The organism is Streptomyces sp. NPDC056160, from assembly GCF_042268205.1.
GTDB lineage: Bacteria > Actinomycetota > Actinomycetes > Streptomycetales > Streptomycetaceae > Streptomyces.
This window is the reverse complement of sequence record NZ_JBHJUW010000018.1, coordinates 13,268-29,061: the sequence shown is the minus strand read 5'-3', so window position 1 is coordinate 29,061 and position 15,794 is coordinate 13,268. Positions and strand designations below refer to the sequence as shown.

The following is a 15,794-nucleotide window of genomic DNA, read 5'->3' as shown; positions in this document are numbered from 1 at the left end:
GGGATTCACCCGATCGATTCGCGTGAGAAGTTACATGGCGAAACTTCTCTGTGCCATTCTCGTCTGACGGATCGCTACGCAGTGCAGCAGCCTCGATGCGTTAGGTGAGGCACGTGCGTGGCGCGGGAGGGAGGATGGCTCATGCTGGCCACCAACAGCAGGAATCGTGAGGACCGTTGCGTCCTGCCCTTTGAGGCAGTACCGACGGAGGTCCGTCTACTGCGGAAGGCGGTCGCGGCGCAGTTGGACCAGTGGGGTCTGCCGACGGCTTGTGATGAGACGGAGTTGATCGTTACGGAGCTCTCGACGAACGTCATCAAGCACGTCGGCGAAGGGGTGTCGGCAACTCTCATCCTTGAGCGGAGGCGAGACCGGTTGCGTGTTGAGATGCACGACAAGAGCACGGTACGGCCGACTCCACGCAGTGCCGGGTGTGATGGAGAGTGCGGCCGGGGCCTGCACTTGCTGACGGCTATGGCAGTGGACTGGGGAACCATCGTCACCGTCATGGGCAAGGCCGTCTGGTGCGAGATCGCGCTGGGTTCTGAGGCGGCTTGCCGCCGGATGGAACGAGCTGTGGATGCGCTCGAGAACTATCAGGGGCGCAGGGACGTGCCCCTGGAGGGACGCCTGCGTGAGTCAGCCTTGGAGGAGTCGGCCATCGAGCTGATCGCTGACTTGCTCCACTGGACGTCAGCGCGCGGTCTGGACCCGGACGACGTGCTGGACCGGGCCCAGCTGCACTACGAAGCCGAAGCGAGGGCGGCCTAGCGACGGGCTGGCTGAAGCGCATCTGTGGCATTGCTCACGAGGCGAGACCTCGCGGACATGCGTTGCGTCTCCCCAAGGAGGTTCCCTGCACGGACAGCGCCATACTGCTCGTAGATCACTACTAGCTAGCAGGGGTAACGCCATCGAGCACGGCGATGATGCGTTTGGCTGCCTCTTCTGGAGCCTCGTGTTCCCACACTCGCACGACAGTCCAGCCGGCGGCTGTGAGGACCTCGTTCGCGGCTCGGTCCCGGGCAACATTGCGCTCAAGCTTCGGCCCCCAGTATCCGCCATTGACACCAGGCTGCCGACCATGCTGAGGGCAGCAGTGCCAGAAGCAGCCATCCACGAAGACAGCCACTCGGGCGCGGGTGAAGACGATGTCCGGTCGGGGGCGGACGTCCCCCAGTTGCAGACGGACGTCAACCCGGTAGCGCTTCCCCGCGGCATGGAGCAAGGACCGGATGGCTCGCTCAGGCCGGGTGTCTCGTCGCTTGATCGCGGCCATGTTGCGCGACCGGCCAGGGGTCGGCGGCGTTGGCACAGAGGGTTCGGAGGTCGGGGGCATCGCCTCCACCGTAGCCCTGGTGTCAGACCCACAGTGTTTGATGGTTCAGGATGGTAGTCCTAAGCAAGGAGAGGTGTAGGCATGAGCGTGGCTGATCTGTCGGCCGTTGAGATCTGCGCGGGCGCTGGGGGCCAGTCGCTGGGCCTTGAGCTGGCAGGATTCAACCACGCCCTCGCTGTCGAGCTGGACGAGAACGCCGTGAACACGCTCCGCGAGAACCGTGATTGGAAAGTAGCGCACGGTGACGTAGCCGACGAACGGACTTGGGATCCGAATGACTATGTCGGCATCGACCTCCTTGCTGGTGGGGTCCCTTGCCCTCCGTTCTCGATTGCTGGCAAGCAGCTCGGTGCAACTGACGAGCGTGACCTCTTCGCCTGGGCTGTGGAGCTAGCAGGCAAGATGAGGCCCCGGGCTCTCCTTCTGGAAAATGTGCGCGGCCTCTCGATGCCCCGTTTTTCCGCCTACAGGCAGCACGTCAAAGACCGCCTCAAAGACCTGGGATATTGGTCCGACTGGCAGCTATTGCAAGCAAACGACTACGGTGTTCCTCAGCTGCGGCCCCGGTTCGTCCTTGTCGCTATGCGTCATGAAGACGCCCAGTGGTTCGAATGGCCAGCGAAAGAGCCGACAAAGGACACCGTTGGAACCGCACTGCGCGACATGATGGCCGATAAGGGCTGGCTAGGTGCCGATGCCTGGGCGAAGAAGGCAAATGATATCGCCCCTACGGTTGTTGGTGGATCGAAGAAGCATGGCGGTGCTGATCTTGGTCCTACCCGCGCCAAAGCAGCTTGGCGTAACCTCGGAGTAGATGCCATGGGGGTTGCCGACGGCCCACCAACTACGTCGACCCCCATCGATTTTGTGCCGAAGCTCACTACCGAGATGGTGGCGCGCATTCAGGGTTGGGAAAGTGGATCTGAATACGAGTGGCACTTCACTGGACGCAAGACCACAAGGTATCGGCAGATCGGCAATGCTTTTCCGCCTCCTGTAGCCCGGGCAGTTGGCAGTTCCATTGCCAACGCGCTGCATCAAAAAGGCGAGCCCAAACAGCTGGCTGAAGTTGAGAGCGAGGTCATGCATGATCGGCTTTACCTGGCACTGAAGAATGCGTCGACCGCGCTGACAGAGAAGGAACTGGTGAAGCTCGCTGGCGAGAAGATGGATTCCCTCAGCTTTGAACGCCGGATGGCTCTGCTCGCACGGGACTTCGTGATCGACGAGGATGAGCAACTGGGAGGCCGCGCGTACCGGCTCTCGGGCTTCAAGGGCTTCACGGGCCAGGCCGGCCACGAGCGGCACGCGCGGTTCGCGGAGTTGCGATCTCGTATTAGTTAGTCACTCTCGCGGAAATCTCCACTAGATAGCCAGGTCTAGGGGAAGATCGCTGATGTCGCGTAGGCGCTTACCGGAAACCAGAGTGTGAAGCATGCTAATTGCCTCGTCGTTCTGTGTTTCCTGGACTGCGGTGATTAGTTCAGGCAGGGCGAAATGGTAGACGGTGTCGATATCGCCCGTTCCGAGAGCCAAGGATGCCAATCTGGACGGAGAAGGTTCGCCAGTAACGACCGCAATGTGCGGAGTGCGTCCTTTACGGTTGCGGATTACGTTGAGTGCCTCCGAGCGCGCATTCTGAGCCCGATCGCTCCTCAGCGTCCACTTGCATGAAACTATGGCGTGAACGATCGGGTGTGGCTGATTGGCGGACCTAATTGCGGCATGCTGGCCCGATTTTGAATCTACGAGATCGTAATCGCGGTTGATTACGGAGTCTGGCTCGGGGTTTCGGAGAATCAGAATGTCAGGGCTGATTTCATATGAATTCCCCAGGACTGATGCGAGGTTTCGATCGCTCCTGATTGCATTTGCGAGATCGGCCAGGTGAGTGTAGGGTTCGTATTTTGAAATCTGGTACTCGCTGCGAGAACCGCCAACGTTCTCGATGCTCCAGTGGCCGGGTCGAAGGGATTGAAATAGGGGAAAGGTTTCTGATAGAAAGCCTTCGACGGCTTCCTCGAACTGCTTTCCGACTCGCTGTCCTGTGAGTTTTTTGGGAATGGTCTGAGTGGACAGGTCTTTTGCGATCCTTAGCGCGACGTCGACGCTAGTCCGCTGGCTGCTGTCCGCATTTGAGGCTACGCCATCAAGTGACAGCGATAGTGTCTGTCTATCGACAAGCTCGTCATGGAAGTTCTTCCTGGCGGCGGTCAGTGCTGCTGTCACGTGAGAGATGCTCCTTAGCGTGAGGGTGCTGAACTGGTTTGCAAGTATGCGACGAGATGCTCTTTTTCTGTTTGCCCAAGGATCCGAGCTAGGTCGTAGACACGATCAAGTTCCGATCGAGTGCGCTCCCCTCGTTCCAGCCAACTGAGCAGCGTTCGCTTGTTGTCGCGGCTCATACGCTTGACCTGGGCTAGTACTTCGTCGTACTGGATGGGGTCAGGGATCGCATCCCGGACTGGCTCGTTACATCGTGCACACTCGGTTCGCCAATTATCGATATCGTCGGCGGCTCCGCGAGACCGCAATCGCTCCTGCGGTACTCGGTGTCCGATGGTGAGCCGGGCCTTGTTAGTCGGATCACCCGGGTATGACTCCCCAGCCGCCGTCCCGCACACGACGCAGCGCCTGCCGTCGCGCTCCATCACCTCGCGCTTAACCCGGGCGGATGGTGAAAATCTCTGGTGAGTCTTGCGGTCTTCGTCTAGCCAATACCGTGCGCCTTTCGCTTGAAGGCGGTACTCATCGGGTTTGAGTGAACCGTCATCTTTGTAGGACGGGATAACCCACCCGACATGGCGCAGTGTGCGAAGACGGCGGTTGAGGTGCTCAGACTTACCTACTATGTCCGGTCCTAGGGCATCGCGGAGTTCGTTCATAGTAAATATGTCGCCTATTTCTTTGTTGAACCACAGCCACGCTGCTAGGCGTCGTTCTTGACCGAACCGCTTGTTCTGGGTGCCCGGCTGGATCGTGAGTTCCCACCACGGCCTTCCGTTTGGGGCTATCGGTCCATCGTGTCCGCTGGTGTCCATGCGCAGGAGTATGGCCGGCCAACGGATCGCTAGTTAAGGGCTGCTCTGAGGAGGCCTCTTGGTCACTTCGCCGCCTGCTAACGCGGCTGCCTGGCTCCAACGTCTGTCAGGCTCCACTCGCGTGACACTCCCCGTACGCCCGTCCCGAGCCGCACCAGCACTCCGCCGCCCGCTGCGGCGGCCACGCCACCGCCCGGCCCCGGGCCGCCAGGGTCGTCGCGTACTGGGGGAGCAGGGTCGTGTCGGACGGGGAGGAGCCCTCCGAGGCGGCGAAGGCCTCGTAGGAGGGGACCGTGCCTGTGACGATGCCGAGGTTGGCAGTGCCGGAGGCGGCCAGTTCGCGCAGGGAGCGCTCTATCGTCGCCAGGTGGGTCTCGTGGGAGGGGTACTCCGTGGCGAGGTCGGCGTAGGCCGCGACCAGTTCGTCCAGTTCGCCCGCCGGCCAGTGCAGGACCGCCACCGGGAAGGGGCGGGAAAGGGCCTCGCGGTAGGCGCCGAGTTCCGCGCGCAGGCGGACCAGTTCCGCCTGGAGTTCGGCCGGGTTCTCCGAGCCGAGGGACCAGACCCGCTTGGGGTCGTGCAGCTCGTCCAGGGAGACCGGCAGGGAGTGCAGGGTGTCGGCGAGGGCGTCCCAGTCGTCGTGGGACGCGCCGAGCATGCGGCGTACCCGGTGGCGGCCGAAGAGGAGCGGGTGGGTGGCGTACGGGGGTTCCGGGACGTCGGTCAGGAGGAGCGTGACGGCCTCCGTGAACGTCTTGTGGGCCGCCTCCAGTTCGTCGTGCGACTCCAACGACTCCGCGACGATCACCCAGGGCGCCGGGTCGCGCGGCGCGGCGGCGCGGACGCCGTCGATGATCGCCCGGGCCTCGGCCTCGTGGTCGTACTCCCAGAGGTTGGCCGCCTTCAGGGCGCGTACCAGCGTGGCGTTCTCCAGGGCGCCCGCGGTGGCCAGCAGGCGGTCGTAGAGCGCTGTCGCCGCGGGGCGGTCGCCGGCGAGTTCCAGGTGGGCGGCGGCCCGCAGCAGGAGGGCTTCGGCGTCCTCCGGGTACAGGCCCGCGGTCCGCTCCAGGCGGGCCGCTTCGGCGGTGTGGTCGGCGGTGTCGGCGTTCGGGGCGGCGGAGGTGTTCCGGTCGTTCTCGCCGGGGCGGTCGTTCCCGGCTTTTCCGGTGCTTTCGGCGGGCGTGTCGGGGCGCATGGGGGACACCGTACTGCCGGGCGCTGACAAAGGTGAGACGTCCACCGGAGTATCGGGGGGCATATCCGCGGGCGTACGCGCGGGAGGGTTCGTCGGGGTCTCCGCAGGCCAGGGCCCCAGCAGGTGCTTGGCGGCACGGGGTCCCGGCGGCACGGCGGCCTCCGGCGGCGCCGTGGCGTGGTCGGGACGTGAGGGCCCGGTCCGGTGAGAGGGGGCTTGCGGGCCGGGCCGGAGCGTCCTGTATAACGAGACGACCAGGGCGGCACCAGGTCGCACTTGTAGTCGTAGTCGGACGGGAACCGTTCGGGAGGGGGAGTCGATCGTGCTGCGTCATGTGCCGCGCCACCGTCCCCGCAACGGTGCGCGCTTCGCTCCCGTGCTGGGCTCCCTGCTCGTCCTGGCCCTCCTGGTCCTCCAGCTCTCGCTGCTGGACACGGGCGGTCTCTCCGTGACCGTCGCCGCCGGTGCCGCGCTCGTCGCGTGTGTGCTGCTCGGCTCGCGGTGTGCGCCCGCCGTGGCGCCCACGCGGGTGCGTACGGCGATCCGGGATCGGGACCGCCGTACGGCCTTCCTGCCGCAGCGCGATCCCGATGCCGCGGGCCGGCGACGGCCCAGGGCACCCGGACGTGGCCTTCCGGCGACCGTCGCCGCGTAGGGCACGCCACCTCTCTCCCGGTACCTGTGCCGTCTGCCAGGTTCTGGTTCTGGTTCTGGTTCTGGACTGCACGTTCACTTCGCTTCGTGTACGTCACGTGTGCCTGCGCCGCGGGTCGTCATGCCGTCTGTCTTCTTTCCCCGGCACGACGAATCCCCCGGAGGGCTTCTCACCCATGTCCGTCGTCTCCGCGTCCGTTCTCCCGGCGTCCGTCCTCTCTGCTTTCGCCGGGGCGGTCGAACACCTCGCCGACCTGCTCCAGCCGCTGTTCCACGCCTCCGCCGCTGCCGCCGCGATCGTCCTGGTCACCGCGCTCGTACGGCTCCTCGTCCATCCGCTCTCCCGCGCCGCGGCGCGCGGGCAGAAGGCGCGGACCGCGCTCCAGCCGCGCGTCGCCGAGCTGCGGAAGAAGTACCGGAAGGACCCCGAGCGGCTCCAGAAGGCGGTGCTCGCACTGCACGCCGAAGAGAAGGTGTCCCCGCTGTCGGGCTGCCTGCCCGGCCTGCTCCAGCTGCCCGCGTTCTTCCTGCTCTACCACCTGTTCTCCAGCACGTCGATCGGCGGCGACGCCAACGGGCTGCTCACGCACCGGCTGCTGGCCGCGCCGCTGGGCGGGCGGTGGAGTGACGCCCTGGCGGGCGGGGGCGCGTTCGGGCCGGCCGGGCTCGTGTACGTCGGGCTGTTCGCGGTCGTGGCCGTCGTCGCCACCTTCAACTTCCTGCGTGCCCGTCGGGCGTCGGCCGGTATCGGTGGCGGTGCGGGCGCCGCGGGCGGCGAGGAGCAGGTGCCCGGGCTCGCCGCCGTCGGCAAGGTCATGCCGTTCATGTCGTTCGCCACGCTGGTCACCGTGGCCGTCGTGCCGCTGGCCGCCGCGCTGTACGTGGTGACCAGCACCGCGTGGAGTGCCGTGGAACGTGCCGTGCTCTACCGCTGAGCGGGTCTGCTCTGTCGCCGAGCGGGGCGTGCTGAGCCACTGCGCCAGGCCGCCGAGGCGGGCCTACGGTCCAGTACGTGAACGGGGTATTGCGGAGTGGACCCCGACCTTGGAGGATCGAACAGTCCTCCGACGGCTGCGCCCGCCGCACTCAGGTCGCGTCGCTCGGCCGGGCTGCCCGCGATCGAGGGAGTTGGGGAACATGAAGCTGCTGCGAGTCGGTACGGCCGGGGCCGAGAGGCCCGCACTGCTGGACGCCGAGGGCACCTTGCGCGACCTGTCCGGCATCGTCCCGGACATCGACGGCGGCCTGCTGGCCGACGCTGCCGCGCTCGGCCGCGTCCGGAGCGCCGCCGAGGCCGGGCACCTGCCGGTGCTGGACGCGGACGGTCTGCGGATCGGTCCGCCGCTGGCCCGGATCGGCAAGGTCGTGTGCATCGGACTGAACTACCACGACCACGCCCGGGAGACGGGCGCCGAGGCGCCCGCCGAGCCCGTCGTCTTCTTCAAGGCGGCGGACACCGTGGTCGGGCCGAACGACACCGTGCTCGTACCGCGCGGCTCCGCCAAGACCGACTGGGAGGTGGAGCTGGCGGTCGTCATCGGCCGTACGGCCCGCTACCTGGAGACGGACGAGGAGGCTCTGGCGCACGTCGCCGGGTACGCCGTGGCGCACGACGTGTCCGAGCGGGAGTTCCAGATCGAGCGGGGCGGTACCTGGGACAAGGGGAAGAACTGCGAGACGTTCAACCCGCTCGGGCCCTGGCTCGTCACGGCCGACGAGGTGCCCGACCCGCAGGACCTGGCCCTGAAGCTGTGGGTCAACGGGGAGCTGAAGCAGGACGGTACGACCGCCGAGCAGATCTTCCCCGTCGCCGAAGTCGTGCGCTACGTCAGCCACTTCATGACGCTCTACCCCGGTGACGTCATCAACACCGGTACGCCGGCGGGCGTGGCCATGGGACAGCCCGAGCCGAAGCCGTACCTGCGCTCCGGTGACGTGGTCGAGCTGGAGATCGAGGGGCTGGGGCGGCAGCGGCAGGAACTCAAGGACGCGTGAGCGTTTTGCCGGGGGCGGGGGACTACGGTGCTTTTGCGTCTGCGGCGCCGTCGTGGATGCCCGGGCCCGCGGGGCGGAGCCGCATACCGGCACCGCCCCGCGCCCCTGTGCGGCCGGCCTCAGTCGAGGAGTGAGGCCAGGCGGCGCCAGCCCTCCCTCGGGAGGTCGTCGGGGTCCGTCGTGCCGGTGACCAGTTGGAGGGCCAGGTGGTCCGCGCCCGCTGACCGGAACTCCTCCAGGCGGGCGCGGATGCGGTTGTCGTCGCCCCAGGCGTACACGGCGTCGATCAGACGGTCGCTGCCGCCGTCGCGGAGGTCGTCCTCGGTGAAGCCCAGACGGAGGAAGTTGTTGGTGTAGTTGGGGAGTTGGAGGTACATCGCGAGGTAGCCCCGGGCGGTCGCGCGGGCCCGGTCGGGGTCCTCGTCCAGGACGATTTTCAGCTCGGGGGCGAGCAGCGGGCCCTCGCCCAGGATCTCCCGGGCCTGCGCGGTGTGCTCCGCCGTGACCAGGTAAGGGATCGCGCCCGCCGCCCGGTCCCGGGACAGTTCGAGGGTCCTGGGGCCGAGCGCGGCCAGCACCCGGCGCTCCGCGGGCACCTTCGCCGCGTCCAGCTGGTCCAGGTAGGCGACCAGCGCCGAGTACGGGCGGCGGTACTGCTCGGCGAGCTTGGCGTGGCTCACCCCGATGCCCAGCACGAAGCGGCCGGGGTGGGCCGCCTCCAGCTCCGCGTAGCCGGCCGCGCTCGCCTCGGCGTCGTGCTGCCAGATGCTCTGGATGCTGGTGCCGACGGCGAGCGTCGAGGTGGCTTCCAGCAGCGGTGCGGCGTGGCCCGGGGCGCTGCTGCCGCCGAGCCACGCGGTGCCGTAGCCCAGCTCTTGCAGTTCGGCGGCGGCCTCGGCGATGGCGCCGCGCCGGGACGGGTCCTCCGATCGGAGGCCGACGCTCCAGACGCCGTACCGTCCGACCGTCTCCTTCAGTGGGGCTGCCGTGTCGCTCATCGGTTCCGATCCCTCCGGGCGGGTGCCGCGATCAGATGTCTGATCGGCAGTGTCTGATCGGCAGTGTCTGGTCGGCAGTGTCTGATCTGCCATGTCTGATCTGCACTGCCTGATCGTCCTGCGTACAGCCAACCCCAACCGCGAGGGCGGCGCCCGTCATTCCCCGGCCCGGCGAGTGGGATGCTGCCGTCCTAGAGGCCGAGATACGTCTCCAGTGCCTCCACCACCAGCCGGTGGTCCTGTACCTGCGGCAGGCCCGACACCGTCACCGCGCCGATCACGCCGACACCCTCCACGGTGACCGGGAAGGAGCCGCCGTGCGCCGCGTAGGTGTCGGGGTCCAGGCGGGAGGAGTCCTCGAAGGTCGTGCCCTTGGCGCGGAAACGGGCGCCGACCAGGTAGGACGCGGAGCCGTAGCGCTCCACGACCCGGCGTTTGCGGGCGATCCAGGCGTCGTTGTCGGGGGTGGAGCCGGGCAGGGCCGCGTGGAACAGCTGCTGGCCGGCGCGGTGGATGTCGACGGCGACCGGCGCCCGCCGCTCCCGCGCCAGTTCGACCAGCAGGCAGCCCAGCGCCCAGGCGTCCTCGTGGGTGAAACGGGGGAAGACCAGGCGGCGTTCCTGCGCCTCCAGCTCCTCGATGCCGACGCCGATGCCGACGCCGACGCCGACGGGGACGCCGGTGCCGGTGCCGGTGCCGGTGCCGGTGCCGGTGCCGGTGCCGGTGCCGGTGTCAGTATCGGCCGGCCCCGCGGCCGAGGGCTGCGGGGACTGCGGAGGCTGCGGGGGCTGTGCGGGCTGCGGCGGCTTCGAGGGCTGCGGCGGCTTCGGTGCGTTCGTCACAGCCGCACCGCCCCACCGTCGCGGGCGGAGCGGCGCGCCGCCTCCAGGACGTCCAGCGCGGCGGCGGCCTCGTGGGCGGTCACCGGGTTCGGGGCGCCCTCGCGCAGGGCGGCGGCCACGGCGGCGTAGTACGCCGGGTAGTCGCCGGGCAGGGTCGGTACGGGGCTGCCGCCGCCGGTCACCTGGGACTCTCCCCCAAAGGGGGCAGCCCCAGCGCCGAGACGGCCCCACAGGGACTCCTCCTCGACGCCCCAGCCGTCCGGGCCCGGACGTGCACCCGCGCGCAGTGCGGCCTCCTGCGGGTCCAGGCCGTACTTGACGTATCCGGCCCGCGAGCCCAGCACCTTGAAACGGGGGCCGAGCTGGGCGGCCGTCGAGGAGACGTACAGGTGGGAGCGGACGCCGTTCGCGTGCGTGAGCGCGAGGAACGTGTCGTCGTCGGCCTCGGCGCCCGCGCGGCGGACGACCGACTCGGCGTACACCTGCGTGGCCGGGCCGAAGAGCACCAGGGCCTGGTCGACCACGTGGCTCCCGAGGTCGTAGAGGAGACCTCCGATCTCTGCGGGGTCGCCGGACTCGCGCCAGCCGCCCTTCGGCTGCGGGCGCCAGCGCTCGAAACGGGACTCGAACCGCCATACGTCCCCGAGTTCGCCCCGGTCGACCAGTCCGCGCAGGGTCAGGAAGTCGTTGTCCCAGCGGCGGTTCTGGAAGACGGACAGCAGCAGTCCGCGCTCCTCGGCGAGGGCGGCGAGGCCGCGCGCCTCGGCCGCCGTACCGGCGACGGGCTTGTCCACGACCACCGGCAGGCCGGCCTCCAGCGCCGTCGTCGCGAGCGGGACGTGCGTCTTGTTCGGGGAGGCGACGACGACCAGGTCCAGCTCGCCGGCGCGGGCGAACAGCTCCTCCGCGCCGGCGGCGACGCGGACGTCCGGGAACTCCTTACGGGCCTGCGCCTGCCGTTCCTCGTTCGACGTGACGACCGTGTCGAGGGTCAGGCCCTCGGTGGCGGCGATCAGTGGGGCGTGGAAGACGGAACCGGCGAGGCCGTAGCCGATGAGGCCCACGCGGAGGTCGCGGAGGGGGGTAGTAGTCATGTGTTCCACTTTCGCAACGCTGTTGCCTAAGTGCAAGCGCGGGGGAGAATGGGGGCGGACGGTGCGGCGCGAGCAGCCGGACGAGGGTGGCGAGAAGCCTAGGGCGGCGAACGTGGCGCGAGCGGCGAGCGGCGAGTGGCCGGAAGGCGACGGGCGGCGAACGGCGGGTACGGGCGCGGCGAGCGCAGGGCGAGGACGGTGGAAGTGCACGGTGAGTGAGGCTGAGGACCTGGTGACCGGCGGGAAGGTGCGCGGCGTGGGCGCCGGGGCGAACCTGCTCGCCCTGCGCAGCCACAACACCGCCCTGGTGCTCGATCTGCTGCGCCGGGCGGGGGCCGCCGGGATCAGCAGGCTGGAACTGGCCGAGCGGACCGGTCTCACCCCCCAGGCCGTCAGCAAGATCACCGCGCGGCTGCGGGAACGGGGACTGGCGGCCGAGGCGGGACGCCGGGCCTCCACCGGGGGCAAACCGCGGACCGTGCTGCGGCTGGTCCCGGAGGCCGGGCACGCGGTCGGCGTGCACGTCGAGCGGGACGAGGTGCGGGCCGTACTGGTCGACCTGGACGGCACCGTCACCGGCGAGCGGCGCGAGCCGCTGGCCCTGGGAGCGCGGGCCGGTGCCGTCGTGGACGCGGTGGCGGCGCAGGTCGAGGCGCTGGTCACGGAGGCGTTCGGGGTCCGTGCCCGGGAGGCGTCCGCCGCCTCGCTCGTCGGGGCCGGAGTGGCGCTGCCCGGGCCGCTCGACCACGGGAGCGGGGTGCTGCGCCGGGTCACCGGGTTCCCCCAGTGGGACGGGTTCCCGCTGCGGGACGCGCTGGAGCGGCGGCTCCACGTGCCCGTCGTCGTGGACAAGGACACCAACGCGGCGGCGCTCGGCCTGGCCGTCGCCGGGGAAGGGGGCGGCGGCTCCTTCGCCTACCTCCACCTGGGCACGGGGCTCGGGGCCGGGCTGGTCATCGGCGGGACCGTGCACCGGGGGGTGCGGACCGGGGCCGGCGAGTTCGGGCACCAGGTGATCCAGCTGGACGGGCCGCGCTGCGAGTGTGGGGACCGGGGGTGCGTCGAGGCGCTGTGCCTGGCGGCGGTCGCGCGCGGGGACGTGCGGGAGGCGGCGCGCGTACTGGGCGCGGGGGCCGCGAACCTCGTCGGGCTGCTGGACATCGACCTGGTGCTGCTCGGCGGGCGTACGGTCGCCGAGCAGCCGGAGGTGTTCGTGACCGGGGTGGGCGCGGTCGTCGCCGCCCGGGCCGGGCGGGGCGGGCTGCCGGAGGGCGCGGTGCCGGTCAGGCAGGCGCCGGCCGGGGCGCGCGGGGTCGCGGAGGGCGCGGCGCAGTTGCTGCTGGCGCCGTTGTTCGGGCGGGGGGACGGGTAGGAGGACGGGTGAGGGGACGGCTGCGGCCGGGCCGCTGTGGCCGCGCCTGCGGCTCCGCCCCCTGCCGCCCCGCCTCCGGCTGCGCTGCCACCTGCCGCCCGGCTGCCTGCCGTCTGGCTGACCTGCCGACCTGCCGCCTTGCGGCTCTGCCGCGCTGTCGCCTGCCGCCCGGCCGCCTGCCGCCCGGCCGTCGGCCGCGCTGCCATCCGGCTTCGTGCCGTCTGGCCGACCTGCCCTGCCGCCTTGCGGCTCTGCCGTGCTACGGCGCCGCCCCGCTGCGGCTCTGCCGTGCTGTCGCCCGGCTGCCTGGCGCACCGCCGTCCTGCCGGTCGCCGCCGAGGCGTTCGCCCCGATGCAGAGCCGCCGCCGTACCCGGCGCCACCGTCTGCGACGATCCCTGCGTGGACTACCCGAACGACCAGGCCCCCGGCGCCCCGGTGCGCTCCGGCATCCCGGAGCACGGCCGGATCCCCAAGTACTACGCGGTGAAGGCGAGGATCGACCGCCTCGTCGGCGAGCTGGGCGAGGACCGGCCGATCCCCACCGAGCGCGACCTCGCCGAGGAGTACGGGGTCGCCCGCGAGACCGTGCGGCAGGCGCTGCGCGAGCTGGTCCTGGAGGGCAAGCTCAGGCGCCGGGGCCGGGGGACCGTCGTGGCGGGGCCCAAGCTGGAGCAGCCGCTCTCGCTGGCCAGCTACACGGAGGGCGTGCGGCGGCAGGGCCGTACGCCGGGGCGTACGCTCGTCGGCCTGGAACGGTTCCCCTGCCCGGACGCGCTCGCCGCCGAGACCGGACTCGGCCGCGGCGAGCCCGTCTGGCACCTGGAGCGGGTGCTGCTCGCGGACGAGGAGCGGGTGGGACTGGAGAGCACCTACGTGGCGGTGGCCCGCGTGCCGCGCCTGGACACCGACTTCGACCCGGACTCGTCCTTCTACGCCTACCTCCAGAGCCTGGACCTGGCCTTCGGCGACGCGGACGAGCGCATCGAGACCGTACTCGCCACCCCGCGCGAGGCGCTGCTCATCGGCACCCCGCCCGCCCTCCCCATGCTGCTGATCCACCGCGTCTCGCGGGACGCGCAGGGACAGCCGCTGGAGCGGGTGCGCAGCCTCTACCGCGGGGACCGGTTCTCCTTCACCACCCACCTGAGCGGCTGACGCTCACCACCCACCTGAGCGGTTGACGCTCACCACCCACCTGAGCGGTTGACGCTCACCACCCGCCTGAGCGGCTGACGCTCCCTGAACGCCTGGCGTGCCGCCGTGAGACGTCCCACTCCACCCCCGCCTGCGAGTAACGAAAGGATAACGGGTCTAGCCCAATCGTGATGCCTCGTTCAGGCTCTCGTTGTCAGCCGGACTCTTCCGGTTCTCCCTCCGAGAGGAACGTCGCCGTCGTGAAAGTGACAGTCGTAGGAGCCGGCGTGGTGGGCACCATGCACGCCTGGCAGGCAGTGGAACGCGGCCACGAGGTCGTGCAGATCGAGCGCGAGGCCGAGGCCCGCGGCGCCTCGCTGCGCAACTTCGGGCAGATCTGGGTGAGCGGCCGCGCGAGCGGCGAGGAACTTCACACCGCCCTGCGGGCGCGGGAGCTGTGGGAGGAGATCGGCGGCCGGGTGCCCGCGCTGGGCTTCCGTGCCAACGGCTCCCTCACCCCCGTACGGGGGTCCCTCGAACGCGCCGTGGCCGAGGCCGCCGCGGCGGCCCCTGACGCCGCCGCCCGCGGCCACGAGCTGCTGACCCCGGCCGAGGCCCGCGCCCTCAATCCCGCCCTGCGCGGGGAGTTCGACGCCGCCCTGTACTGCGAACGGGACGCCGCCGTCGAGCCGCGCACCGCCCAGCGCGCCCTGCGCGCCGAACTGCTCAAGCACCCGAAGTACACCTTCCTGCCGGGCCGCGAGGTCCGCGAGGTCGTCGGCGCGGGCGCCGTCCGCGACGACCACGGCGACGTCCACACCGCCGACGTGGTGGTCCTCGCCACCGGCGCCTGGCTCGGCGGACTCGTCCGGGAACTGGCCGGACCCGACCTGCCCGTGCGCCGCGTCCGGCTGCAGATGATGCAGACCGACCCGCTCGGCGAGGCGCTGCCCACCTCGGTCGCCGACGCCGACAGCTTCCGCTACTACCCGGCGTACGCCGGCGGGGCCCTGGACGCGCTCGACGCCGCCCAGCCGCAGCCCGAGACCGCCGCCGCGCACCGGATGCAGCTGCTCATGGTGCAGCGCGCCGACGGCGGACTGACCATCGGCGACACCCACGAGTACGAGCACCCCTTCGCCTTCGACACCGTCGAGGACCCCTACGAACACCTCGCCGGGGTCGTCGAATCCCTGCTGGGCCGCCCGCTGCCGAGGATCCGCCGCCGCTGGGCCGGCGTGTACGCGCAGTGCACCGACCCGAGCCGGGTCGTGCACCGACAGCAGGTGCGCGACGGCGTCTGGCTGGTCACCGGGCCCGGCGGGCGCGGCATGACCTGCTCCCCGGCGATCGCCGAACGCACCGCGAACGAACTGGGCTGGTGAGACAACCGATGACCGAAACCCACACCACCACCGAGGTGCCGGACGACGCCCAGGGCGGCGCCGGCATCCGGCTCGTCGTCCTCGACATGGCCGGCACCACCGTCGCCGACGGCGGCCTGGTCGAGCGCGCCTTCGCCGCCGCCTCCGCCGAGCTGGGTGTCGAACCCGGCTCCGCCGACCACGCCGACAAGCTCGCCTACGTCCGCGCCACCATGGGCGAGTCGAAGATCTCCGTCTTCCGGCACCTGTTCGGTGCGGAGGAGGCCGCCCAGCGGGCCAACGCCGCCTTCGAGAAGGCGTACGGCGACCTCGTCGACGGCGGGCTCGTCGCCCCCGTGCCCGGCGCCCGCGAGGCCGTCGAGGAACTGCTGGCGGACGGCCGTACCGTCGTCCTCACCACCGGCTTCGCCCGCGTCACCCAGGACGCCATCCTCGACGCGCTCGGCTGGCGCGACCTGGTGCCGCTCACCCTGTGCCCGGCCGACGCTGGCGGACGCGGGCGGCCGTACCCGGACATGGTCCTCGAAGCCTTCCTGCGCACCAAGGCCGCCGACGCCGTGCGCCAGGTGGCCGTCGTCGGCGACACCTCCTACGACGTGCTCAGCGGGCTGCGCGCCGGAGCGGGCCTGGTCGCCGGAGTGCGCACCGGGGCCCACGGCGACGCCGAGTTCCGTGCCGCGGGCGCCACGCACGTCCTCGACTCGGTCGGCGCCCTGCCCGGCCTGCTCCGGGGAGAACGGTGA

General features: G+C 70.2%; 16 protein-coding genes. 9 read left to right on the top strand and 7 right to left on the bottom strand.

All coding sequences use genetic code 11. The features are described from left to right. The first annotated feature begins 141 nt into the window (after positions 1 to 141). Positions 142 to 771: an ATP-binding protein gene (locus tag ACFC02_RS09330; RefSeq protein WP_376354443.1), complete on the top strand. Its 630-nt coding sequence runs from the start codon at positions 142 to 144 to the stop codon at positions 769 to 771. A gap of 121 nt (positions 772 to 892) precedes the next feature. Here the strand turns inward: ACFC02_RS09330 and ACFC02_RS09325 are convergent, their stop codons facing one another. Continuing rightward, on the bottom strand, positions 893 to 1,339 hold the full coding sequence (locus ACFC02_RS09325; protein ID WP_376354440.1) for a very short patch repair endonuclease: 447 nt from the start codon (positions 1,337 to 1,339) through the stop codon (positions 893 to 895). An 81-nt stretch (positions 1,340 to 1,420) separates the two neighbouring features. On the opposite strand from ACFC02_RS09325, the gene ACFC02_RS09320 reads away from it, so the two are divergent. Beyond that, complete coding sequence (locus tag ACFC02_RS09320) at positions 1,421 to 2,683, top strand: DNA cytosine methyltransferase (RefSeq protein ID WP_376354437.1); 1,263 nt, start codon at positions 1,421 to 1,423, stop codon at positions 2,681 to 2,683. 21 nt (positions 2,684 to 2,704) lie between these two features. On the opposite strand, the gene ACFC02_RS09315 is transcribed toward ACFC02_RS09320, so the two are convergent. The 3 genes from ACFC02_RS09315 to ACFC02_RS09305 all read right to left on the bottom strand — a co-directional run bounded on the left by ACFC02_RS09315 (position 2,705) and on the right by ACFC02_RS09305 (position 5,575). Further along, positions 2,705 to 3,568, bottom strand: coding sequence for an NgoMIV family type II restriction endonuclease (locus ACFC02_RS09315; protein ID WP_376354434.1), 864 nt, complete (start codon positions 3,566 to 3,568; stop codon positions 2,705 to 2,707). Between the two features lie 14 nt (positions 3,569 to 3,582). Next, a complete protein-coding gene (locus ACFC02_RS09310; protein WP_376354604.1) occupies positions 3,583 to 3,990 on the bottom strand; it encodes an HNH endonuclease in 408 nt (135 codons plus the stop codon). A gap of 496 nt (positions 3,991 to 4,486) precedes the next feature. Further along, positions 4,487 to 5,575, bottom strand: coding sequence for an SEC-C metal-binding domain-containing protein (locus ACFC02_RS09305; protein ID WP_376354431.1), 1,089 nt, complete (start codon positions 5,573 to 5,575; stop codon positions 4,487 to 4,489). A gap of 376 nt (positions 5,576 to 5,951) precedes the next feature. Here ACFC02_RS09305 and ACFC02_RS09300 point away from each other — a divergent pair, with 376 nt between their 5' ends. The 3 genes from ACFC02_RS09300 to ACFC02_RS09290 all read left to right on the top strand — a co-directional run bounded on the left by ACFC02_RS09300 (position 5,952) and on the right by ACFC02_RS09290 (position 8,224). Then, entirely contained in the window at positions 5,952 to 6,230 is a 279-nt protein-coding gene (locus tag ACFC02_RS09300; RefSeq protein WP_376354602.1) for a DUF6412 domain-containing protein, read from the top strand. A gap of 175 nt (positions 6,231 to 6,405) precedes the next feature. Continuing rightward, positions 6,406 to 7,164 carry a YidC/Oxa1 family membrane protein insertase gene (locus tag ACFC02_RS09295; protein WP_376354428.1) on the top strand — a complete coding sequence of 253 codons (759 nt, stop codon included), beginning with the start codon at positions 6,406 to 6,408 and terminating at the stop codon, positions 7,162 to 7,164. Between the two features lie 202 nt (positions 7,165 to 7,366). After that, positions 7,367 to 8,224 carry a fumarylacetoacetate hydrolase family protein gene (locus ACFC02_RS09290; protein ID WP_376354425.1) on the top strand — a complete coding sequence of 286 codons (858 nt, stop codon included), beginning with the start codon at positions 7,367 to 7,369 and terminating at the stop codon, positions 8,222 to 8,224. Positions 8,225 to 8,343: 119 nt separating this feature from the next. On the opposite strand, the gene ACFC02_RS09285 is transcribed toward ACFC02_RS09290, so the two are convergent. The 3 genes from ACFC02_RS09285 to ACFC02_RS09275 form a co-directional block, all read right to left on the bottom strand. Continuing rightward, positions 8,344 to 9,222 (bottom strand): LLM class F420-dependent oxidoreductase, encoded by an 879-nt coding sequence (locus ACFC02_RS09285; RefSeq protein ID WP_376354422.1) that lies wholly within the window; start codon positions 9,220 to 9,222, stop codon positions 8,344 to 8,346. Positions 9,223 to 9,413: 191 nt separating this feature from the next. Next, the gene (locus tag ACFC02_RS09280; RefSeq protein WP_376354599.1) at positions 9,414 to 9,875 is read right to left on the bottom strand and encodes a heme-degrading domain-containing protein; all 462 of its coding nucleotides are present in this window, start codon (positions 9,873 to 9,875) and stop codon (positions 9,414 to 9,416) included. Positions 9,876 to 10,060: 185 nt separating this feature from the next. After that, the gene (locus tag ACFC02_RS09275) at positions 10,061 to 11,158 is read right to left on the bottom strand and encodes a Gfo/Idh/MocA family oxidoreductase (RefSeq protein ID WP_376354419.1); all 1,098 of its coding nucleotides are present in this window, start codon (positions 11,156 to 11,158) and stop codon (positions 10,061 to 10,063) included. Positions 11,159 to 11,369: 211 nt separating this feature from the next. Between ACFC02_RS09275 and ACFC02_RS09270 the strand changes: the two genes are divergently transcribed. From ACFC02_RS09270 to ACFC02_RS09255, 4 genes are all read left to right on the top strand, one after another. Further along, a complete protein-coding gene (locus tag ACFC02_RS09270; protein WP_376354416.1) occupies positions 11,370 to 12,530 on the top strand; it encodes an ROK family protein in 1,161 nt (386 codons plus the stop codon). A 401-nt stretch (positions 12,531 to 12,931) separates the two neighbouring features. Further along, positions 12,932 to 13,687 (top strand): GntR family transcriptional regulator, encoded by a 756-nt coding sequence (locus ACFC02_RS09265; RefSeq protein WP_376354413.1) that lies wholly within the window; start codon positions 12,932 to 12,934, stop codon positions 13,685 to 13,687. Positions 13,688 to 13,926: 239 nt separating this feature from the next. Continuing rightward, positions 13,927 to 15,051: a TIGR03364 family FAD-dependent oxidoreductase gene (locus ACFC02_RS09260; RefSeq protein WP_376354410.1), complete on the top strand. Its 1,125-nt coding sequence runs from the start codon at positions 13,927 to 13,929 to the stop codon at positions 15,049 to 15,051. A gap of 8 nt (positions 15,052 to 15,059) precedes the next feature. Beyond that, positions 15,060 to 15,794, top strand: a complete 735-nt coding sequence (locus ACFC02_RS09255) for an HAD family hydrolase (protein WP_376354407.1) — start codon at positions 15,060 to 15,062, stop codon at positions 15,792 to 15,794.